Source organism: Arthrobacter gandavensis, assembly GCF_039528575.1.
GTDB lineage: Bacteria > Actinomycetota > Actinomycetes > Actinomycetales > Micrococcaceae > Arthrobacter_B > Arthrobacter_B citreus_B.
Genome location: NZ_BAAALV010000004.1, coordinates 157381 through 182091, shown reverse-complemented (window position 1 = coordinate 182091; position 24711 = coordinate 157381). Strand labels below are relative to the sequence as shown.

At 65.0% G+C, this 24711-nt stretch carries 25 protein-coding genes and 1 riboswitch; of the genes, 6 read left to right on the top strand and 19 right to left on the bottom strand.

Annotated features, from left to right (window positions below):
* The 8 genes from ABFX29_RS12150 to ABFX29_RS12115 all read right to left on the bottom strand — a co-directional run bounded on the left by ABFX29_RS12150 (position 1) and on the right by ABFX29_RS12115 (position 7007).
* On the bottom strand, positions 1-1026 hold the full coding sequence (locus ABFX29_RS12150) for a zinc-binding dehydrogenase (RefSeq protein ID WP_246167714.1): 1026 nt from the start codon (positions 1024-1026) through the stop codon (positions 1-3).
* A gap of 103 nt (positions 1027-1129) precedes the next feature.
* Complete coding sequence (locus ABFX29_RS12145; RefSeq protein WP_152229268.1) at positions 1130-2185, bottom strand: zinc-dependent alcohol dehydrogenase family protein; 1056 nt, start codon at positions 2183-2185, stop codon at positions 1130-1132.
* Between the two features lie 148 nt (positions 2186-2333).
* Complete coding sequence (locus ABFX29_RS12140) at positions 2334-2729, bottom strand: YchJ family protein (protein ID WP_152229269.1); 396 nt, start codon at positions 2727-2729, stop codon at positions 2334-2336.
* Positions 2730-2799: 70 nt separating this feature from the next.
* Positions 2800-4227: a serine/threonine-protein kinase gene (locus ABFX29_RS12135; RefSeq protein ID WP_246167716.1), complete on the bottom strand. Its 1428-nt coding sequence runs from the start codon at positions 4225-4227 to the stop codon at positions 2800-2802.
* A 211-nt stretch (positions 4228-4438) separates the two neighbouring features.
* Positions 4439-5746 carry an Nramp family divalent metal transporter gene (locus tag ABFX29_RS12130; protein WP_152229270.1) on the bottom strand — a complete coding sequence of 436 codons (1308 nt, stop codon included), beginning with the start codon at positions 5744-5746 and terminating at the stop codon, positions 4439-4441.
* 104 nt (positions 5747-5850) lie between these two features.
* Positions 5851-6246: a PIN domain-containing protein gene (locus tag ABFX29_RS12125; RefSeq protein WP_152229271.1), complete on the bottom strand. Its 396-nt coding sequence runs from the start codon at positions 6244-6246 to the stop codon at positions 5851-5853.
* On the bottom strand, positions 6243-6377 hold the full coding sequence (locus ABFX29_RS12120; protein ID WP_275124659.1) for a hypothetical protein: 135 nt from the start codon (positions 6375-6377) through the stop codon (positions 6243-6245). Before ABFX29_RS12120 ends, ABFX29_RS12125 begins: the two co-directional genes overlap by 4 nt.
* A gap of 28 nt (positions 6378-6405) precedes the next feature.
* Positions 6406-6532: riboswitch (SAM riboswitch) on the bottom strand.
* A gap of 271 nt (positions 6533-6803) precedes the next feature.
* Complete coding sequence (locus tag ABFX29_RS12115; protein ID WP_066298618.1) at positions 6804-7007, bottom strand: cold-shock protein; 204 nt, start codon at positions 7005-7007, stop codon at positions 6804-6806.
* Between the two features lie 210 nt (positions 7008-7217).
* On the opposite strand from ABFX29_RS12115, the gene glsA reads away from it, so the two are divergent.
* Complete coding sequence (gene glsA / locus ABFX29_RS12110; protein WP_152229272.1) at positions 7218-9032, top strand: glutaminase A; 1815 nt, start codon at positions 7218-7220, stop codon at positions 9030-9032.
* A 187-nt stretch (positions 9033-9219) separates the two neighbouring features.
* Here the strand turns inward: glsA and ABFX29_RS12105 are convergent, their stop codons facing one another.
* The 5 genes from ABFX29_RS12105 to ABFX29_RS12085 form a co-directional block, all read right to left on the bottom strand.
* Complete coding sequence (locus ABFX29_RS12105) at positions 9220-9423, bottom strand: cold-shock protein (protein WP_055240158.1); 204 nt, start codon at positions 9421-9423, stop codon at positions 9220-9222.
* 211 nt (positions 9424-9634) lie between these two features.
* Positions 9635-10213, bottom strand: a complete 579-nt coding sequence (locus tag ABFX29_RS12100) for a DUF421 domain-containing protein (protein WP_152229273.1) — start codon at positions 10211-10213, stop codon at positions 9635-9637.
* Positions 10214-10306: 93 nt separating this feature from the next.
* Positions 10307-10777 (bottom strand): acyl-CoA thioesterase, encoded by a 471-nt coding sequence (locus ABFX29_RS12095; RefSeq protein ID WP_246167717.1) that lies wholly within the window; start codon positions 10775-10777, stop codon positions 10307-10309.
* Between the two features lie 151 nt (positions 10778-10928).
* Positions 10929-11918 (bottom strand): LLM class flavin-dependent oxidoreductase, encoded by a 990-nt coding sequence (locus ABFX29_RS12090; protein ID WP_152229274.1) that lies wholly within the window; start codon positions 11916-11918, stop codon positions 10929-10931.
* Positions 11919-11986: 68 nt separating this feature from the next.
* Positions 11987-12475 (bottom strand): SRPBCC family protein, encoded by a 489-nt coding sequence (locus ABFX29_RS12085; RefSeq protein ID WP_170287804.1) that lies wholly within the window; start codon positions 12473-12475, stop codon positions 11987-11989.
* 138 nt (positions 12476-12613) lie between these two features.
* On the opposite strand from ABFX29_RS12085, the gene ABFX29_RS12080 reads away from it, so the two are divergent.
* Positions 12614-13342 (top strand): DUF72 domain-containing protein, encoded by a 729-nt coding sequence (locus ABFX29_RS12080; RefSeq protein WP_152229276.1) that lies wholly within the window; start codon positions 12614-12616, stop codon positions 13340-13342.
* Positions 13343-13414: 72 nt separating this feature from the next.
* Here the strand turns inward: ABFX29_RS12080 and ABFX29_RS12075 are convergent, their stop codons facing one another.
* From ABFX29_RS12075 to ABFX29_RS12060, 4 genes are read right to left on the bottom strand one after another with little or no spacing between them, the layout of a single operon-like run.
* Positions 13415-14212, bottom strand: coding sequence for an ABC transporter permease (locus ABFX29_RS12075; protein ID WP_091607081.1), 798 nt, complete (start codon positions 14210-14212; stop codon positions 13415-13417).
* A 10-nt stretch (positions 14213-14222) separates the two neighbouring features.
* Positions 14223-15149: an ABC transporter permease gene (locus tag ABFX29_RS12070; protein ID WP_152229277.1), complete on the bottom strand. Its 927-nt coding sequence runs from the start codon at positions 15147-15149 to the stop codon at positions 14223-14225.
* Positions 15149-16300 (bottom strand): ABC transporter ATP-binding protein, encoded by a 1152-nt coding sequence (locus tag ABFX29_RS12065; protein WP_152229278.1) that lies wholly within the window; start codon positions 16298-16300, stop codon positions 15149-15151. The genes ABFX29_RS12070 and ABFX29_RS12065 overlap by 1 nt, the downstream gene beginning before the upstream one ends.
* Positions 16301-16305: 5 nt before the next feature.
* On the bottom strand, positions 16306-17520 hold the full coding sequence (locus ABFX29_RS12060; RefSeq protein WP_152229279.1) for an ABC transporter substrate-binding protein: 1215 nt from the start codon (positions 17518-17520) through the stop codon (positions 16306-16308).
* A 247-nt stretch (positions 17521-17767) separates the two neighbouring features.
* Here ABFX29_RS12060 and ABFX29_RS12055 point away from each other — a divergent pair, with 247 nt between their 5' ends.
* The 3 genes from ABFX29_RS12055 to ABFX29_RS12045 are packed head-to-tail and all read left to right on the top strand — an operon-like array spanning position 17768 to position 21026.
* Complete coding sequence (locus ABFX29_RS12055; protein WP_152229280.1) at positions 17768-18232, top strand: Lrp/AsnC family transcriptional regulator; 465 nt, start codon at positions 17768-17770, stop codon at positions 18230-18232.
* On the top strand, positions 18229-19641 hold the full coding sequence (locus ABFX29_RS12050; protein ID WP_152229281.1) for an aspartate aminotransferase family protein: 1413 nt from the start codon (positions 18229-18231) through the stop codon (positions 19639-19641). The genes ABFX29_RS12055 and ABFX29_RS12050 overlap by 4 nt, the downstream gene beginning before the upstream one ends.
* Complete coding sequence (locus ABFX29_RS12045) at positions 19641-21026, top strand: NAD(P)/FAD-dependent oxidoreductase (protein ID WP_152229282.1); 1386 nt, start codon at positions 19641-19643, stop codon at positions 21024-21026. Before ABFX29_RS12050 ends, ABFX29_RS12045 begins: the two co-directional genes overlap by 1 nt.
* 21 nt (positions 21027-21047) lie before the next feature.
* On the opposite strand, the gene ABFX29_RS12040 is transcribed toward ABFX29_RS12045, so the two are convergent.
* Together ABFX29_RS12040 and ABFX29_RS12035 are read right to left on the bottom strand one after the other, a co-directional pair.
* Positions 21048-21359: a cupin domain-containing protein gene (locus ABFX29_RS12040; protein ID WP_152229283.1), complete on the bottom strand. Its 312-nt coding sequence runs from the start codon at positions 21357-21359 to the stop codon at positions 21048-21050.
* 63 nt (positions 21360-21422) lie between these two features.
* Positions 21423-23060, bottom strand: a complete 1638-nt coding sequence (locus ABFX29_RS12035) for a PucR family transcriptional regulator (protein WP_152229284.1) — start codon at positions 23058-23060, stop codon at positions 21423-21425.
* Positions 23061-23207: 147 nt separating this feature from the next.
* Between ABFX29_RS12035 and ABFX29_RS12030 the strand changes: the two genes are divergently transcribed.
* Entirely contained in the window at positions 23208-24698 is a 1491-nt protein-coding gene (locus ABFX29_RS12030) for a CoA-acylating methylmalonate-semialdehyde dehydrogenase (RefSeq protein ID WP_170287805.1), read from the top strand.
* Positions 24699-24711: the final 13 nt, after the last annotated feature.

Here is a 24711-nt window from a genome sequence, read left to right as displayed (position 1 = left end):
TTAGGGGACCAGCACGATTCTGATCGGGTTTCCTTCCTTGGCGTCCAGGGACTTAACGGCCTGCTCCGCGTCAGCGAGCGGCAGCCGTGCACTGATGGAGCCGGCAAAGTCCAGGCGTCCCAGGCGCGTCAGCGAGACGAGCTGCGGTACGTGATGCGCTTCGGAACCGTAGTGTCCCAGGACCTGCTTGCGGGCGAAGGAGAATCCGGTGCTGTCACCGATGGTCACAGGCTTTCCGCTGAGGCCCACCAGCACAAGCCTGCCGCGCAGGCCCAGGGAAGCCAGGGCCTGGCTGCGGACGGCGTCGACGCCGGCGAAGTCCAGTGCGGCGTCGAGCCCCCGGCCGGCCGTGGCAGCTTTTATGGCCTCGGCGAAGTCCTCGGCCAACGGGTCCAGGGCCACGTCTGCTCCCAGCTCCAGGGCCCGTGCACGTGCTTCGGGGATTGGATCAACAGCAACGATGGGCGCTGCCCCGACCATCCTCAGGAGCTGAACACCATGTGCACCCAGGCCTCCGATCCCCCAAACCCCTACGGCCTCACCGGCACGCACCTGCGCGGTGGAGGCAATGGCGGCCCACGGTGTGGAAACGGCGTCGGGAATGATGGAGGCCTGGTCAAACGGGATGTCCTCGCCCAGCGGCACGCAGACACCGGCGGGGACGACGAGGTATTCGGCCCACCCGCCGTCGTAGTCCACACCCATGGTGAGTGTCACGCCGTTGTACTCATAGCCTGCCTGGACCACCACGCGGTCCCCCGGGGCCAGAGCGGAAACACCGGGACCCGGCTGGTCGATGGTTCCGGCAACTTCGTGGCCGAGCGTGACTTCGCTGCCCTTGAGGAACTTGGGGCGCAGCAGCCCCTGGATCAGGTGGACATCGGAGAGGCAGACCCCTGCGGCTTCCACCTTCACCCGGACGAATCCCGGACCGGGGTCCGGAACCGGGACTTCCTTGAGTGCAAAAGCGCCGGTCTCAACATTCAGCCGGCCGGCGATCATGGTGCGGGACGTATCTTCGGACATTGCTTACCACCTCGACACTGAGAAGTGCGGTACGCAGCTGCGCACCGCACTTCCCAGTATTCTCCCGTCCGGCTGCCATTCAAAAACCGGCGCAGAGGGACTATCAGGCGCTAAGAATCACCTTCAGCGCATTGGTTTCCGCGGCACGCGAGAACGTGTCGTACGCGGTCATCACGTCATTGAGCGGATACCGGTGGCTGATGAATTCCTCGGCCGGAAGCTTCCCCTCAGCCATGAGCTTCAGCAGCATGGACAGGGTGTCCGTGTTAACCAGGCCCATGCTGATGTCGATGTTCTCAATCCACAGGCGGTCCAGTTCCAGGCTGACCGGTTTGCCGTGCACACCCACGTTCGCCACGTTTCCGCCTGGGCGGACAATCTCCGTGCACATTTCGAAGGTCCGCGGAATGCCGACGGCTTCCACGGCGACGTCCACGCCCCAGCCGTCCGTCTGGGACATGATCTGCTCTTTCCAGTCTGAGTCCCCCGAGTTGACCCCGTGGGTGGCGCCGAAACGCCGGGCCTGGTCCACCCGGTTCTGGTCCAGGTCCACCGCGATGATCTTGGCCGCCCCGTACAGGCCCGCTGTGGCGATTACCGCCAGGCCAACAGGCCCCGCACCGATGACCGCGACGACGTCGCCCGGCTTGGTCCTGCCGTACTGCACGCCCATCTCGAATCCGGTCGGGAAGATGTCGCTCAGCAGCACGCCGTGCTCCGCAGACACACCATCCGGCAGGATGTACATCGAGGTGTCCGCGTACGGTACCCGAACGTACTCGGCCTGCGTGCCGTCAATGAGGTGGCCGAAGATCCAGCCGATCCCTGACTGGCCCTCCGATCCGGTGCAGTGCGAATACAGCCCGTCCTTGCAGAAACTGCAGGAGCCGTCCGCGGAAACGCAGGACAGGATGACTTTGTCCCCCTGCTTGAAGTTCGTGACGCCGGAACCCGTCTCGGTAACGGTTCCCACCCCTTCGTGCCCGAGGATGCGTCCCGGCGTCACAGCAGGGACGTCGCCCTTCAGGATGTGCAGGTCCGTGCCGCAGATGGTTGTGGTATCGATCTTGACGATCACGTCGCGCGGGTCCTGGATCGTGGGATCCGGGACGTCCTTCCAGGCTTTCTGTCCGGGGCCTTCGTAAACGAGTGCTTTCATGGTGTCCTCGTTCTGCTGGGGTCCGACCACTGGCAGGCGCGTACGCCTGTTCGGGAGACTTCCCTGTTCAGGCCCGGGATCCCGGGCCCACCGTCGGACGCTGGTTAAAGCCTAGGCTCGCTGTGCGGCAGGGGGAAGGCGCCGGGCCCTACTCGCCGGCTACATACAGCCATCGGCCTGCCTCGCGCACGAAGGTGCTGCGTTCACGCTGGACGCCGGCGGCGCCATCCTGCCGGTAATGGGCTTCAAAGGTCACGGTGCCGGTGGAGTCCAGCGGGGAGCCGGCAACACTGGAGACGATGTCCAGGCGCCGCCAGTTCATCTCCGGGTCAAGGTCCAGGTGCGCAGGCCGGGAACTGGGGTGCCAGGTGCGGACAAGGTAATCCGTGTCCCCCGTGACAAAAGCCGTGTAGCGCGAACGCATCAAAGCCTCCGCGGTGGGTGCTGGCGAGGTGCCTGCGTGGAAGCGCCGGCAGCAGTGCTGGTACGTGTCACCGCTCAGGCACGGGCAGCGGTCAGTCTCGGATAACGCCGGAAAACTCATCTGTCCAGTATGCGAGAAGAAAGCGGTCCACACCTAACACCGCCGTGTGTACGATTCCCTGCGCCAGGGCCTACGGAGGGCTTCCCGTGCTGGTCCCGCCGACGTGCCCGGGCACCGGCTGCCGGTTCACCGAGTCATCAGCTCCGACTCTGCCGGCCGCCAGTACGACGGCGACGGTCAGGACGGTCATCGCCAGGACGGCGAGCAGCGCACGTCCCGCCAGCACCGCCCGTCCCGGCTGCAGCGGGAGGGCCGCTGCAGGTGCGAGGGCTGCCCTCGCACCGTTCCTCCGCCCGCTGCGGGATGCCTTGCGGGATTCGGTGCGGGATTCGGTGCCCGCCGGCGTTCCCGTGTGGGCGATCCGCCCGATGGAGGGCGGGGTGGGAGGTGCAGCCGGTGTGTGGATGTCAGGATGGTTTGCTTCATCTCCGGCAAGGTAGGCCGCCGCGGCCCGTTCCATCGCAGGGGTGCGGGCATCAGCAACGCTGGTACCGGAGGTCCCGGCCGGTTCGGCCGTGTCCGTCCCTGGAACCTGGAGATCATCCGCGGCGCCGTCGGCCGTTGTTTCGCCGGTGGGTGGCTCACTGTCCGGCCGGGCCTCATGTGCCCGGACCGCGGAGGCAGCAGGCACAGCCGGAGCCGCCCACCGGTAGTCCAGCAGCGCCGCCGAGACCTCTGCCGCGGTCGGTCGGGAATCGGGGTCGCGCGCCGTCATTCCCGTGAGCAGCGAAACCCACTGCGGTCCCAGTGAAGAGGGGACCTCTGGATCCCGGCTCAGCCTCGAGACGGCTGCTTCCAGGGGGGTGCCGCCAAACTCGATCCTCCCGGTCAGGCATTCGAGCAGCACCAAGCCCAGGGAGTAGATGTCGGAGGCTCCTGAAGCAGACCGGCCGGACGCCTGCTCGGGGCTGAGGTAATTGGCGGTGCCGAGCGTGGCTCCGGTCGCGGTGTACCTGGCGCCGTCGATCATCCGGGCGATGCCGAAGTCAGTGAGCTTGGCGCGGGGTGCCGTGCCCGCGATGGCCGGGGGCAGGAGGATGTTGGCCGGCTTCACATCCCGGTGGATCACTCCCCGGGTGTGGATATAGGCCAGGGCGCCGGCGAGTTCCGCTCCCACGTAGGCGACGTTGGACGCAGGCACAGGAGCGTCACGCAGCCGCTTGCGAAGGTCCGGACCATCCACCAGTTCCATGACCAGGAACGCCCGCGGCTCGCCGTCCGGGCCGTCGTCCCGCCCGGCGTCGTCCTTGCCCGCGTCATACAGGGTGACCAGCCCGGGGTGGGAGAGGGATGCCAGAAGCCGCATTTCGGTTTCCTGCCGCCCGACGTCGTCGGGATCAACAGCACTGGCCCGGAAGAGCTTCACGGCTATGTCGCGGCCGAGCGCTTCATCCAGTCCTCGATAGACGGTGGCCATGCCACCGTGGCCAATTGGTTCGATGAGTCGGTATCGGCCCGCAATCAGACGATTCAGGCCACCCGCTGCGCTGATTTCCATGCTGCAACCTTCTCTCGCCATTACAGCGTAACGGAGGGTTCTCAGCGCGTACCTGGGGTCTGGCTACATATTTTCGAACTGCGTTTTTCCCTCGTAGATGCCGGACCAATACGCTAAACTGCCCTGCCGCGCTGGTGCGCGGTAGGGCAGTTCCAGGGTGCTTCGATCCCGCTCTCCGGAACCGGCGGCGGAGCCGGCCCGGGACCTTGGACTACTCCCCGCCGAATACCGGCGCGAGAGCCTTCCAGGCCTGCTGCAGGCCGAGAATGATGAACAGCAGGGCCGTGATGCCCAGCGCGATGTTGGTGTGCAGGCGGTTGGCCCATTCCTTGGGAATGCGCTTGCCGTTGAGCAGTCCCAGCAGGGTGACTGCCAGGAACGGCATGAACAGGGAGCCAAGCACGCCGTAAGCCAGGATCAGGCCGATGGGCTGGCCCAGTGCGAACAGGATCATGGGCGGGAAGGTCAGCCACAGGACGTAGAACTTGAAGTATTTGCCGCCCACGCGGGTATCCGGGTGGCCGGATTCCTTGCCGCGCATGTTGCCCCAGAAATCGGCGAACATCAGGGAAACGCCGTTCCAGACGCCGATGATGGAGGAGAAGGACGCAGCCCAGAAGCCAACGAGGAAGCCGGTGCCAACAAAGTCGCCGTATTCGAGCTTCAGCACGTCGTAGAGGTCCAGGAGGCCCTTGTCTCCGGCGCTCAGGGTGATGCCCGCGGTGCGGACAACCTCAGCACCCACAATGAGCATGGCGATGACGAAGATGCCGGTCATGACGTACGCCATCGAGTTGTCGATGCGCATGACCTTCATCCACTTGGGCGTGTACCAGCCCTTTTCACGCAGCCAGTAGCCGTAGGCGGCGAGGGTGATGGTGCCGCCGACGCCGCCGGCCAGCGCGAGGGTGTAGACCACTCCGCCTTCGGGGATCATCGGGACCAGGCCCTTGAACATTTCCGGAATGTTGGGGGTGGCGATGATGGCCAGGCCCACCACGGTGACGAACATCAGGCCTACGAGGACCGCGGTGATCTTCTCGAAGGTGGCGTACTTGCCGAACCACACCATCACGAACCCGGCCAGGCCCATGAAGATGGCCCAGGCCCAGAGCGGCAGGAACGGGAAGACTGCTGCCAGCGGAAGGGCGGCGGAAGACATGGCCGTGGCTCCGTAGACGAAGCCCCAGATCATGATGTACGGACCGAAGTACCAAGTGGTCCACCGGCCCAGGGAGCGCCAGCCTTCGAAGATGGTCTTGCCGGTGGCGAGCGTGAAGCGGCCCGCGCCTTCAACCAGGATGATCTTCAGGATGACGCCGAGGATGACCGCCCAGAGCAGTCCGTAGCCATACCGGGAACCGGCCACCAGGGTGGCGACCATGTCCGCCGCGCCGACGCCCGTGGCCGCGACCACGAGTCCGGGGCCAACAATTTTCCATTTGGCAGCTTTGCCGCCGTCATCGTCAATCCGTTCCGAATGCGGTACCGCATCCGATCGGGGAGTGTTTTCAGCCATCGGCCAGGAATTCCTAACTTGCGAGTGTCCGCGGCGCCAAGAGAGCACGCGGCAGTGTGCCCGGCCTCACCCGGGACAATGAATTCTCTCACAAGGGGTTGTGCTCAGCCGAATTTCCTGAATGGACTGACCGCATGCGCACCACAGGCCACAAAAGCCTCAGGTTCCGGGGTCACCACCGTGAGATTGCGGGCAATGGCCGTTGCGGCAAGCCAGTTTGTGAGGCCGCCGCGGACGTCCTCCGGCGCCGGCGGCGGCAGGGTTCGCCACAGCAGGGCGACCTCGTGGTCAACCGGGAGGATGTTCTCGGCAAAACGGGAAGACAACTCCCAAAGCCAACCCGGCGTGGTTGATTCAAGCTCCCCCACGGTCAGCGCGGAGACAAAGACGCGCAGATGGCTTCGGCTGCGGAGGAACTCGACGACGGCGCGGTCCGGGGACCCGCTGCGCACCTCCGCCACGACGGGGGTATCCAGGAGCAGGCCCGAGGGACCGCTCATGCCGCGGCGGACGGGTCGCCCAGCAGGAAGTCCACGAAGGCTTGCCTGACGCTGACCAGGGACTCATAGTCCTGGAGACTGACGGCATTCAGGAGACCGTGAACAGGAGGAGAGGATGCTGAATTATCCATGGGTGCGGCGCCGGGCGCCGGTCCTTTCGGCGTGCTCTTGCCTGGCACCGGTTGCCCCGGAGGGCGAGTGCAGGCCGCTTCTTCATCCGAACCACCCAACGAGCGTGGGGTTGGTATGCGGCCAAGTCGGAGCTTGGCGGCCGCAGTTCTTGAAGCTGTTAGGAGTATAGACAGAAGCCCGCAGATTTTGTGTGCTGCGTTACGCGCGCCGGGCGCTCCCAAGGCTGAAACGTGCGGGGTGTCAGCCCGAACAGGTCCGTGAAGCCGGGGCGGCACCCATTCCGTGGAGGGATCCCCGCACCGTTCCCTAGGCGTCCCCTAAACACAGACAGGCATCCCTTAACACGCCTTAAACACACAGATGCAGGACGGAAACCGTCCTGCATCTGTGTCCAGCTGGCCCGTGAAAGGGCCGGAAGTCTTTGGTTAGACAGCCTGGATGTTTACCGCCTGGGGGCCCTTGGGTCCCTGTTCGGTATCGAAGCTAACCTTCTGGTTCTCTTCGAGGGAGCGGTAGCCGCTCGCGTTGATGGCGGAGTAGTGGGCGAAAACATCGGCGCTGCCGTCATCGGGCTCGATGAAGCCGAAGCCCTTTTCGGAGTTGAACCATTTCACGGTGCCTGTTGCCATTTTTAATCATCCTTCTGAGGCGAAACATCCCCGACCGTCGAGGAGTTTCCAGCTGAAGTGTCCCATGCAGCGTTGGACAAAAAAAGCGGCTGTCCCTGGATTCGGGGTTCGCCGCTTCAAGTTCAAACGCTCAACACAACAACTGCGTGCCAGTATACACAGAGGTAACGGTCAGGTCACGGGGTTTCAGGGTCCCCGTAGGCTGGTTGGATGGACTCCCCCATCGATCACTACCTGCAGCGAATCCACACCGAGATAGCGGACCTGAAGGACGGTAAACCGTACAGCTCGATCCCAGCGATGGCGAACGTCGACCCGGACAATTTCGGGATCGTCCTGGCCACCGCGGACGGATATGTCTACGAGATTGGGGATACCCGCGAAGAGTTCAGCATCCAGTCAATCTCCAAACCGTTCACCTACGGCCTTGCGCTGGCGGACCGCGGCATGGACGACGTCGACGCGAAGGTTGACGTGGAACCCTCCGGTGATTCCTTCAATGAGATTTCGCTGGCCGAGGGCACCGGACGCCCGGCAAATGCAATGATCAATGCGGGCGCCCTGACTGCTACGTCCCTGGTGCGCGGGTCGGGCGGCAATTCGAGGTTCAAGCGGATACTTAATACCTATTCCGCATTCGCAGGCCGCCAGCTCTCCGTTAGCGAACGGATCTACCAGTCTGAGCTGAAGTCCGGTCACCGCAACCATGCGCTGGCTTACCTGCTGCGCAGTTTCGACATTATTGAATCGGACCCCACCCCGGTGATTGAGGACTATTTCCGGCAGTGTTCGGTAATGGTCAACACACTGGACCTCGCCATGATGGCTGCAACGCTGGCCAACAGCGGCAGGCACCCCCTGACCAATGAGCAGGTCCTGGATATTGCGCCGGTGGAACGGGTGCTCTCAGTCATGGCTACCTGCGGAATGTACGACGACGCCGGCGCCTGGATGAGCAGCGTCGGCATGCCGGCGAAGTCCGGCGTGGCAGGCGGCACCATCGCCGTGCTGCCCGGACAGATCGGGCTGGCCGTGTACTCCCCGCCGCTGGATGCCCATGGAAGCAGCGTGCGCGGAGTCGCCGTCGCCCAGCGCCTTTCCAGTGACCTTGAACTGCACTTTGTGCGGGCCGGGCGGACCGGCCGCTCCGCGCTTCGCGGGTCCTACGACATCGGAACAACTCCATCCGGCATCCGCCGCAGCGAGGAAGCTGCCGCCGTGCTGCGCGCCAACGTGGCCCGCGCCCGGATCCTGGAGCTGAACGGTGACCTGCTGTTTGCCGGCGCCGAGGCCATGGTGCGCGAACTCGCATCCCTGGATGACGACGTCGAACTGGTGGTCCTGGACCTTCGCAGCGTCGATGAGGTGTCCGGGGTGGCGATGCGCATGTTCGCGGAGGCTGCCCACATGCTCACCCAGGCCGGGCGCAGCCTCGCGGTCGTGGACGCGGACGGCGCGGTGGCAGAGAGCCTGATGGAGGACGGGCACGACATCCAGTCCTTCGCCACCCGCTCGGCTGCCGTGGAATGGTGTGAGGAAGAGCTGCTGGAACGCCATGCCGCCGGGCTGGTCCAGCCTGCACGGATCCTTCCGGCTGACTCCCCCGCACTCGCTCCCATGGGCGAGGAACCGGCGAAGGACGTGGCCGCGCGGATGGAAAAGCTCACCTATGACGACGGCGAGGTGATCCGCCGGATCGGCCAGCGCTTCAGCGGCGTGTACTTCATTGCCTCCGGGCACGTGCAGACCCTGATGCCCGGACCTGACGGGCACCGGGTGAAACTGAACCGGCTCGGTGCCGGCATGACGTTCGGCGAGATGGCCCTGGGCGAGGACAGGCGGCAGGAAACCACGGTCAAGGCCGACGGCGCCGTGGAGGTCTGGCGTCTTCCGGCAGAGGAGATCGCGCATCTGGAAGAAAATGAGCCGCACCTGGCCATGCAGTTCTGGCGCGCACTGACACAGGACGCGTACACCCGGGTGGAGCAGTACCTGCGGGAGACCGCAGTGCGGGTACAGGACTAGCTCCCCTGCCCAACCGCCGAAAACCCATCGAGAGGCCAGTTACGGCTCGTTTGAACGCTCAAACCAGCCGTAACTGCCCTCTCGGCGAAGAAGTGTGGCGGGGTTAAAACAAGAAGAGCAGGACGGTTGCCCGTCCTGCTCTTCTTTTTAGATGCCTGCCTTAGCGGCGGCGTCTAGGCTTCTGGAATTAGAGGCCCTGAATGTTCGTAGCCTGCGGACCCTTGGGGCCCTGCTCGGTGTCGAAGGAGACCTTCTGGTTCTCTTCGAGGGACTTGTAGCCGCTGGAGTTGATAGCGGAGTAGTGAGCGAAGACGTCGGCGCTGCCGTCGTCCGGCTCAATGAAGCCGAAGCCCTTTTCGGAGTTGAACCACTTCACGGTACCTGTAGCCATTTTAATATTCCTTCTGGATTGAAACACTTCCCGACTTTCGGGAGGTTTCAGTCGCGGTGTTCCTTTACCGCTTTTACAGAAAAGCGGCTAGCCCGTTTGGGTTTCGCCGCTTGAAATACAAAATGCGCAACACAACAACTGAGAAAGACTCTACACGGGATCCCGCCAAACGCCTAATCGTGCTCCCGGGCGGACCCGGCCGGGCGTCCTGTTAGGGGCCCTGATGCCCGTCCCGCTGCGGCAGAAGCAGTTCACGGGGGATCCTGTCCCTGTCAGCCACGCGCCGCAGCAGCTCGCGTTCCACCGGCACCCCCCTGCGCATGACGCTCACGTCTCCGGTGGGCTCAAGCAGCACTATCGAGACCTCGGAGAAACTGCGGATCCCGGCTTGGCGCAGTTTGAAATAGAGCTCGTCGTTTTGGATTCGGGCCTTTTTAAGGTTGTCCGCGAGGATTTCGTCCCCTGCCATCAGCAGTACCGGTTTGCTGCTCAGGTACACGCCGCGTTTGGTGCGGCGGAGGTACTCCTCCAGCCGCATCATGGTGAACAGGGTGATGAGTCCAACGATCCCGCCGGCAAGGGTGGGTGTGTAGCCGAGGATGACCCGGCCCACTACTCCGCCCAGGGCAATGACGATCGCCTTGTCCAGGGTGGACCAGCTGGCGAGCGCCCGCTGGCCGAAGCCCCTGATCAGTAGGAAGAACGCGGCATAGATGCCGATGGCCGAGACGACTACCCACAAGGCTTCGATCGGCGTTATGCCAAGGCTGTACCACGGATCATTCGACACGGCAGGGTCTCCTCCGGCAGTGAACGGTTCCCCGGTACCTCAGGCAGGCAGCTTTCTCAGATGGTAGTCCCCCGGCTTACCTGCTGGGACCCGCTAGGCAAAGACCGAGGCACCGGTGTGCCGGCGCAGCAGCTCCCGCTGCTCGGCCGAGACGCGCTGCAGTGCGCCGGTGGCACCATCCACAAATGCCAGGGTGGTCTCAGCCTTGATGCATGGCTTGTTCGTCACCGGATCCGACACTAAGTAGGAAATCGCCAGACTGGCTCCCTTGACGGAGCTGAACCAGATGTCGACGTCGGCCGGAACGTTCCGGTATTCAAGCGGGGCGAGGTACTTGACCCTGTGCTCCGAGACAAGGGACTGCGTATTGGGCGCAACCGTGTTGAAAAGTGGAACCGGAGGTTCGGTTCCCGGTGCGCCGGTGCCTCCGGGCGGGCCAAACGCCAGGATCCTGGCTTCTTCCAGCATCCGGATGACTTCAACATTGTTGATGTGGCCGTAGGCGTCCATGTCGGACCAGCGCATGGGCACTCGAACCCGGATGACGTGGGCGGATGTTTCCATGCCTAGATTCTGGCACAGCGCGGCCGGTGCGCCCGCCGTCGTGCTCCGCGCACCGCTCACCCGGCGCTCCGCTATCGAGATAGCAGAAACTGCCCGTTTCAGACGTCAAACGAGCAGTTTCTGCTATCTCGCGGGGGGAGGTGGAGCCGGGTTAGGCGGGGATGAGCTCCGCAGCCTCGGCCAGCAGGGTGAATGAACGCAGGCGCTGTTCGAGGGTGGGAGCATGCGTGGCCACGATGAGCTCATCGGCCTGGGCATGCTCGGTGAACCAGTCCAGGTAGGAACGGACCTCAGCGGGAGTTCCAACGCCGGAGTAGTGGCCCATCATCTTGATGTGCTGGCCGGCCGGGGAATCAAGCACCAGGTCAGCTTCCTCATCCGTGTACGTGCGGTCCTTGCCAAGCAGCTGGGTGACCCGCCGCCGCTGGGACTGCTTGAAGATTGCTTCCGCCTCTTCGGTAGTGGGCGCGGCAAGGGCGTTGACCCCCGCAATCACGTACGGCTCGGCAAGCTGCTCGGAGGGCTGGAACTCACGCCGGTAGAGCGCGACGGCGTCCTGCAGTGCCTGCGGAGCGAAGTGGGAGGCGAAGGAGTACGGCAGGCCCAGCGCGGCGGCGAGGCGGGCTCCGAACAGGGACGAGCCGAGGATGTACAGCGGCACATTGGTGCCCTTGCCCGGGATGGCATCGATGCCCGGAATCAGGCTGTTGCCGGTCAGGTAGCCCTGCAGCTCCTGGACGTCGCGGGGGAAACTGTCCGCTGACATGGGATCGCGCCGCAGGGCGCGCATGGTCTTCTGGTCGCTACCCGGAGCCCGCCCCAAGCCCAGGTCAATCCGTCCCGGATACAGGGACTCCAAGGTTCCGAACTGCTCGGCAATGGTCAGCGGAGCGTGGTTGGGCAGCATGATTCCGCCGGCACCGAGCCGGATGGTGGAGGTGTTCGCGCCGATGAAGGAGATCAGCACGCTCGTCGCGGAGGAAGCGATGGTGGGCATGTTGTGGTGCTCGGCGTACCAGACGCGGCGGTACCCCAGCTTTTCCGCATGCCGGGCCAGGGCCAGGCTCTCCTGGAAGGATTCGGCTGCAGTCCCGCCCTCTTCAATGGAGGCGAAGTCGAGGATGGAAAGCGGGTACGTCATGGGACAGCTGGCCTTTCGTTGCACTTGGTTGGGCTTAGCAGTACAACCGAGGGACCCCCGCGGTTATTTCAGGACCGCCGCGCCAGGAATTCCGCCAGCCGGGAAAAGGACGAGTTCCAGCCCGTTTCGTGGCTGTCCCTTTCCTTCGTGTTCGGGAAGGGCCCCTGCGCGAAGGACATCTGCGTGCCGCCGTCGCGCGCTTCCAGGTCAACGGTGATCAGCGTGGTGTTGCTGGCCGCTGTCCCGTCCGGCTGTTCCCATTGCTGGGTCATCGACAGGTGTTCGGGCGGATCAAGCCGTTCCAGGGTGCCGCCCCACCACAGTTCGTCCCCCGTGATGGTGTTCACCATGCAGGCCTGGTAGCGGCCGCCTTCCCGGCTGTCCATGCTCACCCGGTCCTCCGGGACGATGAAACCCTCCGGGCCCCACCAATCGGTGACGTGTGCCAGGTCCGTCCAGGCGTTGTACACCGCCTCGGGCTGTGCCCGGAAGTCGCGGACCATCTGCAGGTAAATCCCGCGCCTGGCTGGTTGTCCTGGCTGTTCTGGCTGGGTCATGGCTGGTCCTTTCCCGGGCAGTACCGCCGTCTGGGGCTTCTTCCAGTCTGCCGTTTCCACCGTGCCCCGGGGTACGCCGACGGGCAGTTTTAACCGGGCCGGGGGTACGTTGGTGCCCAGGAACAGGAGGGAGCACCCATGGCACAGCTGCGCATCGGAACGTCCGGGTGGACCTACAGTGACTGGCGCCATGAGCTGTATCCCTCCGGGGTACCGGCCGCCAAGTGGCTGGAGTACTACGCCGGGCAGTTCGACACCGTGGAGTTCAACGGCAGTTTCTACCGCTGGCCACGGGAGGAGGCGTTTGCCCGCTACCGGGACCGGCTGCCGGAGGGTTTCGAGTTCTCCGTCAAAGCACCTCGGGGGCTCACGCATGCCCGCAAGCTGCGCGATCCGGAGGTCTGGATTGGACGGATTAGCCGCTGCTGGGAGGAGCTGGGTTCCCGGGCCGGCGTGCTGCTGCTCCAGCTGCCGCCGGACTTTGAACGCGACGACGCCCGGCTCGGTGACGTGCTCACCGATCTTCCGGAGTCCATCCGCGTGAGCGTTGAATTCCGGCACGAGACCTGGAACGACCCGGAGGTCTATGCCCTGCTGGCCCGGCACAACGCAGCCTACTGCGTGATGAGCGGCGCACAGCTGCCCTGCATTCTGGAAGCCACCGCGGACTTTGTCTACGTGCGCCTGCACGGGCCGGACCAGCACACCCTCTACGCCGGGTCGTACCCGGAGCCGGACCTGCAGTGGTGGGCGGAGCGACTCCGAGAATGGCAGGCCGGCGGGCGGGATGTCTATGCCTATTTCAACAACGACGGCGGCGGCGCAGCGGTGCATAACGCCCGCCGGCTCAGGGAGCTGCTGGCTTGAGGGACGTCAGGACAAAGGAAGAGGCACCGCGGCGTTCACCGCGGTGCCTCTTCGATTGCAGCTGACGGTTCCCTAGCGGGCCGCCAGCATCTTGGCCCGGCGGTGTGCCAGGACCTGTCCGCCGATCACGACGAGGAGCGAAATGATGAACATGGCCGAGCCGATGACGTTGGCCTGCGCCGGGATGCCCCTGGTCGCGGCCACGTAAATGAACTTCGGGAACGTGTCCAGGTTGCCGGAGTTGAAGTTGGTGATGATGAAGTCATCGAAGCTCATCGCGAAGGCCAGCAGCGCTGCCGCCACGATGCCCGGCAGCAGCAGCGGGAAAGTAACCCGCCAGAACGCCTGGATGGGCGAGGCGTAGAGATCCCCGGCGGCTTCCTCCAGCTTCGGGTCAAGGCTCGCCACGCGCGCCTTGACAGTCACCACCACGAAAGAGATGCAGAAGATGGAGTGGGCAATGATGACGGTGCCCATGCCAAGCTCAGCGCCGATGTTCAGGAACTGCGCCAGCAGCGAGGCTCCCAGCACCACTTCGGGAGTAGCCAGCGGCAGGAAGATCAGCATGTTCGCCGTCGCATTGAACTTGAAGCGGTAACGGACAAGCCCGACGGCGATCGCGGTGCCCAGCGCCGTCGAAATCAGCGTTGCCGCCAGCCCTACCTGCAGGCTGTTGCCCAGGGCCTCGCAGACGCCCGGGGCGCCGCAGGGGTTCTTCCAGTTATCCAGGGTGAAGCCGCGCCAGGAAAGGTTGGTGCGTCCGGCGTCGTTGAAGGAGAACGCGAAAACGTAAACGATCGGAACCAGGAGGAAAAGGAAGGCCAGTCCCCCGAACACCGGCACAAGCCAGCGGCCTAGTTTTTGTTTCATGTTTGGTTCCTTACATCAGTTCTTTGGTGCCGAAACGCCGGACGTACAGGATCACCAGGAACAGGATCGCCAGCATCAGCAGGAAGGAGAGCGCTGACGCGCCCGGGTAGTCAACCACCCGGAAGAACCGGGAGTCGATGACCTGGCCGATCATGGTGGTGTTCTGGTTGTTGCCCAGCAGTGCCGCGTTCACGTAGTCGCCGGTGGCGGGGATGAAGGTCAGCAGCGTCCCGGCCATGACGCCCGGAAGCGAAAGCGGGAAGGTGATCTTGCGGAAGGTGGTGAAACCGTTCGCGTACAGGTCCCCGCCGGCCTCGATCAGCCGGGTGTCCAGGCGTTCCAGGTTGGCGTAGATAGGCAGGGTCATAAAGGGCAGGAAGTTGTACGTCAGGCCACAGATCACGGCGAAGGCCGTGGCAGTGAGCCGTCCGTCGTCCGGCAGCAGCGACACCGCCCGCAGTACCGAAACCACCGGGCCTTCATCTGCCAGGATCTGCTTCCAGGCCTGGGTGCGCAGGATAAAGCTGGTGAAGAACGGCGCGATGATGAGCACCAGCAGGATGCCCTTGAGCAGCTTGCGGTCACGCAGCCGCACGGCCACCAGGTAGGCCATGGGATAGCCGATCGCCAGCGCGGCGACCGTGGCGATCAGTGCGAACCCGAACGAGCGGAGGACCGCCGGCCAGTAGTTCTGCAGCACCACCACGTAGTTGCCGAACTCAAGGGCTGGAACGAACTGTCCGACGTCCGCACCCTCAGGCTTGATGTAGAGGGACGTGGCCAGCAGGGACAGCACCGGCATGGCAAAGAAGAGCAGCAGGAAGATGAAGCCGGGCAGGATGAGCAGGTAGCCGATCCGCCCGCGCCGCTTGCTTGCTTCCTCCTCCGCAGCGCTGGGTCCGGCACCGGTGGCCTTCCCCGCGGTGAGGAGCGCCATTAGAGGCCTTCCTCTCCGGCGCCGGCCTCCCGGTCCTCGCTTCCGCTGAGGCCAAAGGCGTGTTCCGGATCCCAGGCCAGGCGCACCCGGTCGCCGTCGTTGAACAGGGCTCCGCCGTGGTTCTGGGTGAAGACACCAACCGTGCCGATCCCCTCGGCGTCGACCAGGTACTCGGTGCTGGCGCCGGTGAAGGAGGCGTCAAGGACGACGCCGCGGATCGAGGCGGGCGCGGCAGCAGCCGTGTCCGCTTCCATCCGCAGTTTCTCCGGGCGGATGCCCACCAGGATCTTGCCGGCGTGGTCCGTGGCGCGGGCCTTGAGCAGGGTCAGGGAGTTGCCCGCGACGTCGATCTGCAGGTACTCCCCCGCGTCACCCGTGACCGTGGCCGGCATGAGGTTGGACTTGCCCAGGAAGTTCGCGACAAAAGCGGTTCGCGGAAGTTCGTACAGTTCCTGCGGCGGGCCCATCTGCTCAATCCGGCCGTGGTTCATGACGGCCACGGTGTCCGCCATGGTCATGGCTTCTTCCTGGTCGTGGGTGACGTGCACGAAGGTCAGGCCGACTTCGGTCTGGATCTTCTTCAGTTCCACCTGCATCTGGCGGCGCAGCTTCATGTCCAGCGCACCAAGGGGCTCATCCAGGAGCAGCACGGCGGGCCGGTTCACGACGGCGCGGGCAAGCGCAACGCGCTGCTGCTGGCCGCCGGAAAGCTGGGCCGGACGGCGGGCTGCCAGGTGTGCCAGTTCCACCAGTTCCAGCGCAGTCTTGGCCTGGGCCTCGGCGTCGCGGACCTTGCGGCGCTTCAACCCAAAGGCAACGTTGTCCAGCACGCTCATGTGCGGGAACAGTGCGTAGTTCTGGAACACGGTGTTGACCGGACGCTGGTACGGACTGGTCCCGGTGATGTCCTTGGCCCCGATGGAGATGGTGCCGGCCGTGGGCTGTTCCAGGCCGGCAATCATCCGCAGCGTGGTGGTCTTGCCGCAGCCCGAGGGGCCAAGCAGCGCGAAGAAGGATCCGGAGGGGATGACCAGGTCCAGGTTGTCCACTGCGGTGAATTCGGTGAAGCGCTTGGTAACGCCGGAGAGGACGAGGTCCGCCCCCGTGCCCGTTGCCGCTTCCGGTCCGCGGGAAAGCTCTGTGGTGCTCATGGTGCCTAGTTTCCGATCGCGGTCTGGAAGCGGTCGCTGAAATCGGTCTCTTCGTCCGGGGTCAGGGTCCGCACGACGTGGGCGTTCGCGAGGAATTCGTCCGTGGGGAAGATGAGCGGGTTCTCGACGAGCTCGGGATCAATGGCTTCCATGGCTTCCCGCGCACCCTCGACGGGGCAGACGTAGTTCACGTAGGCCGCAACCGTTGCTGCGTTTACCGGGTCGTAGTAGTAGTCCATCAGCTTCTCGGCATTGGTCTTGTGGGTCGCACCGATGGGAACCAGGAGGTTGTCCGACCACAGCGTTCCGCCGGCTTCCGGCATGGCGAACTCCCACTTGTCGCCCTCTTCGAAGTTCAGCTGCGTGATGTCGCCGGACCAGCCGATGACGGCGAGGGCGTCACCGGAGATGAGGTCTTCCTTGTAGGAGTTGCCCTTGACCTGGCGAATCTGTCCGTCGGCGATCTGTTTGGACAGGACGTCCAGCGCGTTCTCGAACTCGTCTTCGCCCCACTTGCCGGTGATGTCCACGCCCTGGTCCAGCATGAGCAGCCCCATGGTGTCCCGCATTTCGTCCAGGACTTCGACGCGGCCCTTGAGCTCGGGCTGCCAGAGGTCGGAAACGGACTTGAGCCCCTGGGGGAATGCCTCCTTGTTCCAGGCGATCCCGGCAAACCCGGTCTGCCAGGTCAGGGAGTGCTTGCGTCCCGGATCGAAGTCCACGTTCTTCAGGGATTCCAGCAGGTTCTTGGAATTCGGGATGTTCGCCAGGTCCAGTTCCTGGGTGTAGCCCAGGCGGATGAGCCGTGCTGCCATCCAGTCAGTGAGGGTAACGATGTCCTGGCCGATGTCCTGTCCGGCTGAGAGCTGGCCCTGGACCTTGCCGAAGTAGGTGTCGTTGCCGTCGACGTCCTCGGAGTAGTTCGCCTTGATGCCGGTGGCCTCGGAGAAGGCTTCCAGCGACGGGTAGGTGCGGGTTGAGTCGTCGTAGTCCAGGTACAGGGTCCAGTTGGCCCAGTTCACGATCTTGTCAGTGTCCGAGACATCGGTTGCGGGGCTCGGCTTCGAGGATGCACCGCCGCCGGTTCCTCCGCCGGTGCCGCAGGCGGCGAGCATGCCGGCAAGCGAAAGGCCTCCGGCTCCCATCAGAAGCTTCCGCCGGGAGAGTTGGGCGTTGACGATACTCCGTAGCATCGGATCGTTCACGGGGCGCTTCGACATAGGAACTCCTTGCTGGCACAACTGCACTGCGGACGGGTGTTGATGATTGATAGTGCCAGACCGAAATCCGCGGAGACAAGGTTTTCGTTGTAAAAGTTTTGTTACGCGACGGTTTCCAAATGAATATCCCTAAGATCAGTACGCTTTCAGTTCTCTAAACTCTTGATTTCGCATGAAATAAAAGATTCAATTGCTAACACTCAGGCAGTCTGAGCTATCGATTCCGTACCTGGAGGTGGCGCAAACCATGGAATCCGCGCCTGGAAACCATTCCGTCGACGACATCTCCAAAGCGATCATTGAACAGCTGCAGGAGGATGGACGCCGCTCCTACGCCGCGATCGGAAAGGCCGTTGGCCTCTCCGAAGCGGCTGTGCGGCAGCGCGTCCAGAAACTGACTGACAGCGGCGTCGTCCAAATCGTGGCAGTAACCGATCCCCTGCAGCTGGGCTTCGCCCGGCAGGCGATGCTGGGCATCCGGGTCCACGATGACGTCCTTGCAGTAGCCGACCGGATCTCAGCCATAGACCAGGTGGACTACTGCGTCATAACTGCCGGCTCGTACGACCTGCTGGCCGAAGTGGTGTGTGAAAACGACCAGGACCTGATGCTGCTGGTCAACCGGTTCCGCAGCATTCCCGGCGTTTCAAGCACCGAGACCTTTATGTATCTCTCCCTGCGCAAGCAGGCCTACAACTGGGGCACCAGATGACCGAAACAACTGTCCAGCCTTCAACTTCTTCGTCAACAACGCCGCGCGGAACGGACCGCCAGCAGGCGGCACGGGACCATCTGTGGATGCACATGGCCCGCCACTCGGGACCGGTTTCCGGCGGGAATGTTCCGATTATTACGCGCGGCAAAGGCCATCACATCTATGACGACCGCGGACACGAACTGATTGACGGCCTGGCAGGGCTGTTCACGGTCCAGGTCGGCCACGGCAGGGAAGAACTGGCTGAGGCTGCGGCCCGCCAGATGCGCGAGCTGAGCTTCATGCCGCTGTGGTCCTACGCGCACCCGCCGGCCATCGACCTGGCCGAACGCCTGGCAGCCGGAGCGCCCGGCGACCTGAACCGGGTCTTCTTCACCACCGGCGGCGGCGACTCCGTAGAGTCCGCCTGGAAGCTGGCGAAGCAGTACTTCAAGCTCACCGGCAAGCCCACCAAGCACAAGGTGATCTCCCGCGCCGTCGCGTACCACGGCACGCCGCAGGGAGCCCTGTCCATCACCGGCATCCCGGACATGAAGTCCGCGTTCGAGCCGCTGGTACCGGGAGCCTTCCGTGTTCCGAACACCAACCAGTACCGCGCACCCGCGGGCCTGGAGGATCCTGAGGCATTCGGCCGCTGGGCAGCGGACCGCATTGGCGAGGCCATTGAGTTCGAAGGACCGGATACGGTTGCCGCCGTCTTCCTGGAGCCGGTGCAGAACTCCGGCGGCTGCTTCCCGCCGCCCCCCGGCTACTTCAAGCGGGTGCGCGAGATCTGCGACCAGTACGACGTCCTGCTGGTGTCCGACGAGACCATCTGCGCCTTCGGCCGCGTCGGCTCCATGTTCGCTTCGACCGACTTCGACTACGTGCCGGACATCATCACCTGCGCCAAGGGCATCACCAGCGGCTACGCTCCCCTGGGCGCGATGATCGCCTCGGACCGCCTGTTTGAGCCGTTCGCCAAGGGCGACACCACGTTCTACCACGGCTACACCTTCGGCGGGCACCCGGTCTCCGCCGCCGTCGCCATGGCCAACCTGGACATCTTCGACGCCGAGGACCTCAACAACCGGGTGAAGACGAACGCCCCTGCCTTCCGCGCCACACTGGAGAAGCTGAAGGACCTGCCGATCGTGGGCGATGTCCGCGGCGAGGGCTACTTCTACGGAATCGAACTGGTGAAGGACAAGGCCACCAAGGAGACCTTCTCCGACGAGGAATCGGAGCGTCTGCTGCGCGGCTACATTTCCACTGCGCTCTACGATGCGGGCCTGTACTGCCGTGCCGACGACCGCGGAGACCCCGTCATCCAGCTCGCGCCGCCGCTGACGATCGGGCAGCCCGAGTTCGACCAGATTGAGTCCATCCTGCGGTCCGTTCTTACGGAAGGCCTGAACCACCTCTAATGAGCATCTCCACAGCCCCGGTAAACGGCAATGTTTCCTTCTGGTACGCGGAAACCGGCCTTCCGGATCCGCGTCCCGCCCTGGACGGGAACCGCGAGGCGGACGTCGCCGTCGTGGGTGCCGGTTACACGGGGCTGTGGACCGCTTATTACCTGAAGAAGGCCCGCCCGGACCTGTCCGTTGTGGTGCTCGAATCCCGCTTCGCGGGGTTCGGCGCCTCCGGGCGGAACGGGGGCTGGCTCACCAACTCGATTACCGGCGGCCGCAGCCAGTACGTTAAGTCCCACGGCCGCGCCGTCGTGGGGCGGTTCCAGGAACTGCTCAATGAAACCGTGGACGAAGTCATTGCGGCTGCCGCTGCCGAGGGCATCGACGCCGCGGTGGCCCAGGGCGGGGAATTGAACGTTGCCCGCAATGAGGCCCAGCTGGGCCGCCTGCGGGCTTGGGCACAAGACGAAGCCGCCTGGCCGGAGGCAGGAACCCGCCTGCTCGACGCCGCCGAAACAGCTGAGCGGATCCAGGTTGCCGGCGCGCTGGGCAGCATCCACCACCCGCACTGTGCCCGCATCCACCCCGCACGGCTGGTGCGCGGACTGGCCGCCGCCGTCGAACGCCTTGGTGTGCCCATCTATGAGGGCACTACCGTCACTGACATCCAGCCCGGCCGGGCCGTGACCGACCGCGGCACGGTGAGCGCGAAGTACGTCCTGCGCGCCACCGAGGGCTTCACCGCGAACCTGCGCGGCCACCATCGTGAATGGCTGCCTATGAACTCCTCCATGATCGCCACGGAGCCGCTCCCGGAATCGGTCTGGCAGCAGATCGGCTGGAACTCCATGGACACCGTCGCGGACATGGCCCACGCCTATATGTATGCGCAGCGCACCGCCGACGGACGCATCGCCCTGGGCGGACGCGGCGTGCCGTATCGCTTCGGCTCACGCACGGATACCGACGGCGCCACGCAGCCGGAGACCATCGCCAGCCTCACGGCGCTGCTGCAGGACATGTTCCCTGCCGCGGCCGACGCCCGGATTGAGCACGCCTGGGCCGGTGTCCTGGGAGTCCCCCGGGACTGGAAGGCCACCGTTGGCCTGGACCCGAAGACCGGACTGGGCTGGGCCGGCGGCTACGTGGGCACCGGCGTAGCAGCCACGAACCTGGCTGCCCGCACCCTGCGCGACCTGATCCTTGAACCCGGCAGCGAACTGACCGCCATGCCGTGGGTGAACCGGAAGGTCCGCAGGTGGGAACCCGAACCGCTGCGCTGGATTGCGGTGAAGGCCATGTACGCGGCCTACTACGCTGCCGACCGCGCCGAGCGCAACGGCCGAAGCACGACGTCGCCCATCGCCAAGGCCGCGAACCTGGTCTCCGGGCGGTAGCCTGGCGGTCGATCCCGGCCGTCAGCCCTGCGGTTTGAGCTCAATCTCCACGAAGGCGAACTCGGTGTCCGTCTTGTTGATGACGTTGTGTTCGCTGCCTGCTTCCCGTGCGTAGGAATCCCCCACCACCAGATCCCGGGTGGCCTGGGCGCCGTCGGCAGTTTCATAACTCATCTGCCCTGCAATCGTTGGAACCACCACGTAGTCCATCTCATGGAGGTGCCAGCCGGTCTGGGTGCCGGGAGGGAAACTCCAATGGGTGACCCGGACGCGGTCATTATCGATCTGCACGGTGGCGACGGCCTGCCCGTAGTCAAAAGATGATGAGGTCATGGATCTGAACATACCCGGGCTGGAGCACTGCCCCGGCTCAGGCAGGCCTTTGTTACCGCACGCTCAGCCTGCCGGCGAAAGCGACTGGAGCTGGCGCAGCAGCACCGCAACATGCAGCGACGTGCGGGACTCCGGGTCATCCAGGGACACCCCCAGCCGGGACTCAAGCTTCTGCAGCCGGGCGTACAACGTTGGACGGCTGAGGTAGCCGCTGCGGGCCAGTGCCGTCTTATTGCCGCCGCACTCCAGGAAACGCTGGAGCAGCGCCAGGTCATCCTGGGCATCAATCCCGCGCAGCTCCGCCTCGGCGAAGGAAACGGCCCTCGGGTCTTCACGCAGCAGCGCCAGGAGGCCGCGCAGCCGGACGTCGGTTGAACGGAAATACCGGTTCGCCCCGGCTGAAAGCGTGCCTGCCGTCTGCGCGACGTGTGCAGCCTCATCCAGGCCTGCAGCGGCGTCGGACAGCCGGGACCGGGCCCGGCCCACACCAGCGGTCCAGCGCAGTTCCCCCGCCCCCGCAGAGGTCCGTGCCGCGAGGTCACCGCAGATCCTCTCCAGCAGGCTGTCTTCGAGCATCCGGGCCGGAAGCGCCAGCAGCACTGCCACCTGCCCGGTCTGCAGCGCGGCCGCGAGCGCACTGTTCCGCGTAGCTGCCAGTACGGCGTCGAGCATCTCCAGCAATGCCCGCTCCTTGCGCTGCATCGACATCGGGTCCTTGCCGGAGCCGGAGTCCAGGTGAAGGACCAGCGGCAGGTAGGCAGGAGAAGGCTTCAGCCCCAGCGCCGACGCGCGGGTGAGGCTCTCTTCCTCGTCCTGGGTCCGTGTGCCGCGCAGCTCGTGGATGAGGCCGGCCTGCGCCTGCTGGGCCAGGCCGGCCTGATCGCGCTCGGCGAGGCGGTTGATGGACAGTGCCTGCCCCGCACGCTCCAGCACCATGGACGCCTCAGCGGCAGCGGCCGGGCCTTCCGGGACGCCGGGAAGGACCAGCCTGCCCCACTGCGCGCCGCCCAGCCCAACCGGGGTCTGCAGCCAGCGCTCATCACCGGCCACCTTGGTCTCGGGATAGGCGTGCACGGCCCGCGAGCGCCGCTGCCAGTCCCGCAGGAGTTCCTGGGCGGGCCGGCCGGCGGCGGCGAACGCCACCACCAGGTGCGAACTGTCCTCCAGCACTACCGGTGCACCCAGAAGCTCAGCGGTGCGGTCCACAATCTCCTGCACCCCGGCGCTTTCAACGCTCAGCATGGTGAAGACTTCGTGAACCTGGCGGGCCTTTTCCACCTGTTCGAGCTGACCGGCAACAATCCTGCGGTGCACCACCTCAGTGACTTCCACGAACCGCACCGTCCGGTGCAGGCGGATCACCGGCAGGGCACGTCCGCCGGAAGAGCGCACCGCCTGAGCGCCGGCGGCCAGTGCCTCCGCAGCCTTCGGACGGTCCGCGGGAATCTCGACGACGACGCCGGCCACCCCCGCTGCCTGCAGCCCAGCCAGGTATTCGGCGGCCTGGTCTGCCGATTCCCCGAAGGCCAGGCCGGTGGTCAGCACCAGCTCTCCGCCCTCCAGCAGATCCGCCAGGCTGCGCAGCTCGGCAACATGCACCCAGCGAACCGGCACATCCAGGCCACTGTGTCCGGTCACGATTTCCGGTTCCCCGGCCCGAACGACGTCGAGGTCCAGGACGGTGCTCAGCTGCAGGCTCATGCTGGGAGTCTAGGCAGGCCCCGGCCACCCTGCCCGACAAAGCGTAAAGATTTCTGAACATTTCCTGACACCTTGGCAATGTTCGCCGCCCCGGCGCCGGGCTTAGATGGTGTCCAGCCCCACCTTCTACACCCAAGGAGCAACAACGTGCAGACCACGCAGCACTGGATCAACGGCGCTTTCACGGCGCCGGCAGACACCCGCCTCGCCGACGTAACCAACCCTGCTACCGGCAAGACCACCTCCCAGGTGGCCCTGGCGAGCGAAGAAACCGTCAACGAGGCCGTTGCAGCCGCTGCCGCGGCCTTCCCCGCCTGGCGTGACACCTCCCTGGCCCGCCGGGTGCAGATCCTCTTCAACTTCCGTGAACTGCTCAACGCCCGCAAGCCGGAGCTGGCCGCGATCATCACCGCCGAGCACGGGAAGGTCCTCGACGACGCACTCGGCGAAATCAGCCGCGGCCAGGAAGTCGTGGAATTCGCCTGCGGCATCCCGCACCTGCTCAAGGGCGGCTTCACCGAGAACGCCTCCACCAAGGTGGACGTGCACTCCGTCCGCCAGCCCGTTGGCCCCGCGGCCATCATCAGCCCGTTCAATTTCCCGGCCATGGTCCCCATGTGGTTCTTCCCCGTGGCCATCGCCACCGGCAACACCGTGGTGGTCAAGCCCAGCGAAAAGGACCCGACGGCGGTCAACTGGGTCGCCGAGCTGTGGAAGGAAGCCGGCCTGCCGGACGGCGTCTTCAACGTAGTCCACGGTGACAAGGTGGCTGTGGACACCCTGCTGCACCACCCGGACATCAAGTCCGTCTCCTTCGTTGGCTCCACCCCGATCGCGCAGTACGTCTACCGCGAAGGCACCGCCAGCGGCAAGCGCGTCCAGGCACTCGGCGGCGCCAAGAACCACATGATCGTCCTGCCCGACGCCGACCTGGACCTGGCAGCCGACGCGGCAGTAAACGCCGGCTTCGGTTCCGCCGGCGAGCGCTGCATGGCCATCTCCGCCCTGGTCGCCGTTGGACCCATCGCCGATGAGCTGGTGGCCAAGATCGCGGAGCGCACCCGCACCCTGCGCATCGGCGACGGCCTGCGCGGCACCGACATGGGACCTCTGGTCACCTCCGCCCACCGGGACAAGGTGGCCAGCTACATCGACGCCGGCGAAGCCGCCGGAGCCACTGTTGTCCTGGACGGACGCAAGGTGGAAGCCGATGCCGACGGTGAAGGCTTCTTCCTGGGCCCGACCCTCTTCGACCACGTCACCCCCGAGATGTCCATCTACACCGATGAGATCTTCGGCCCCGTGCTCTCCGTGGTCCGCGCCGAAAGCTACGACGAGGCACTCGCCCTCATCAACGCCAACCAGTACGGCAACGGAACGGCGATCTTCACCAACGACGGCGGCGCAGCCCGCCGCTTCCAGAACGAAGTCCAGGTGGGCATGGTCGGCATCAACGTCCCCATCCCCGTGCCCATGGCGTACTACTCGTTCGGCGGCTGGAAGAACTCCCTCTTCGGCGACTCCCACGCCCACGGCACCGAAGGCGTCCACTTCTTCACCCGCGGCAAGGTTGTCACCACCCGCTGGCTCGACCCCAGCCACGGCGGCCTGAACCTCGGTTTCCCGCAGAACGCCTAGGCCCACGGAAGGA

Bases quoted from the DNA above. Each gene is read 5' to 3' on its own strand.
- ABFX29_RS12125 (WP_152229271.1), bottom strand. From the start codon at position 6,246: ATGAGCGGTCCCTCGGGCCTGCTCCTGGATACCCCCGTCGTGGCGGAG.
- ABFX29_RS12085 (WP_170287804.1), bottom strand. From the start codon at position 12,475: ATGACCCAGCCAGAACAGCCAGGACAACCAGCCAGGCGCGGGATTTAC.
- ABFX29_RS12115 (WP_066298618.1), bottom strand. From the start codon at position 7,007: ATGGCAACAGGCACCGTGAAATGGTTCAACTCCGAAAAGGGCTTCGGC.
- ABFX29_RS12055 (WP_152229280.1), top strand. From the start codon at position 17,768: ATGGAATCCGCGCCTGGAAACCATTCCGTCGACGACATCTCCAAAGCG.
- ABFX29_RS12130 (WP_152229270.1), bottom strand. From the start codon at position 5,746: ATGGCTGAAAACACTCCCCGATCGGATGCGGTACCGCATTCGGAACGG.
- ABFX29_RS12145 (WP_152229268.1), bottom strand. From the start codon at position 2,185: ATGAAAGCACTCGTTTACGAAGGCCCCGGACAGAAAGCCTGGAAGGAC.
- ABFX29_RS12070 (WP_152229277.1), bottom strand. From the start codon at position 15,149: ATGGCGCTCCTCACCGCGGGGAAGGCCACCGGTGCCGGACCCAGCGCT.
- ABFX29_RS12050 (WP_152229281.1), top strand. From the start codon at position 18,229: ATGACCGAAACAACTGTCCAGCCTTCAACTTCTTCGTCAACAACGCCG.
- glsA (WP_152229272.1), top strand. From the start codon at position 7,218: ATGGACTCCCCCATCGATCACTACCTGCAGCGAATCCACACCGAGATA.
- ABFX29_RS12060 (WP_152229279.1), bottom strand. From the start codon at position 17,520: ATGTCGAAGCGCCCCGTGAACGATCCGATGCTACGGAGTATCGTCAAC.
- ABFX29_RS12040 (WP_152229283.1), bottom strand. From the start codon at position 21,359: ATGACCTCATCATCTTTTGACTACGGGCAGGCCGTCGCCACCGTGCAG.
- ABFX29_RS12135 (WP_246167716.1), bottom strand. From the start codon at position 4,227: ATGGAAATCAGCGCAGCGGGTGGCCTGAATCGTCTGATTGCGGGCCGA.
- ABFX29_RS12065 (WP_152229278.1), bottom strand. From the start codon at position 16,300: ATGAGCACCACAGAGCTTTCCCGCGGACCGGAAGCGGCAACGGGCACG.
- ABFX29_RS12105 (WP_055240158.1), bottom strand. From the start codon at position 9,423: ATGGCTACAGGTACCGTGAAGTGGTTCAACTCCGAAAAGGGCTTCGGC.
- ABFX29_RS12095 (WP_246167717.1), bottom strand. From the start codon at position 10,777: ATGGAAACATCCGCCCACGTCATCCGGGTTCGAGTGCCCATGCGCTGG.
- ABFX29_RS12045 (WP_152229282.1), top strand. From the start codon at position 19,641: ATGAGCATCTCCACAGCCCCGGTAAACGGCAATGTTTCCTTCTGGTAC.
- ABFX29_RS12120 (WP_275124659.1), bottom strand. From the start codon at position 6,377: ATGGATAATTCAGCATCCTCTCCTCCTGTTCACGGTCTCCTGAATGCC.
- ABFX29_RS12075 (WP_091607081.1), bottom strand. From the start codon at position 14,212: ATGAAACAAAAACTAGGCCGCTGGCTTGTGCCGGTGTTCGGGGGACTG.
- ABFX29_RS12035 (WP_152229284.1), bottom strand. From the start codon at position 23,060: ATGAGCCTGCAGCTGAGCACCGTCCTGGACCTCGACGTCGTTCGGGCC.
- ABFX29_RS12150 (WP_246167714.1), bottom strand. From the start codon at position 1,026: ATGTCCGAAGATACGTCCCGCACCATGATCGCCGGCCGGCTGAATGTT.
- ABFX29_RS12090 (WP_152229274.1), bottom strand. From the start codon at position 11,918: ATGACGTACCCGCTTTCCATCCTCGACTTCGCCTCCATTGAAGAGGGC.
- ABFX29_RS12140 (WP_152229269.1), bottom strand. From the start codon at position 2,729: ATGAGTTTTCCGGCGTTATCCGAGACTGACCGCTGCCCGTGCCTGAGC.
- ABFX29_RS12080 (WP_152229276.1), top strand. From the start codon at position 12,614: ATGGCACAGCTGCGCATCGGAACGTCCGGGTGGACCTACAGTGACTGG.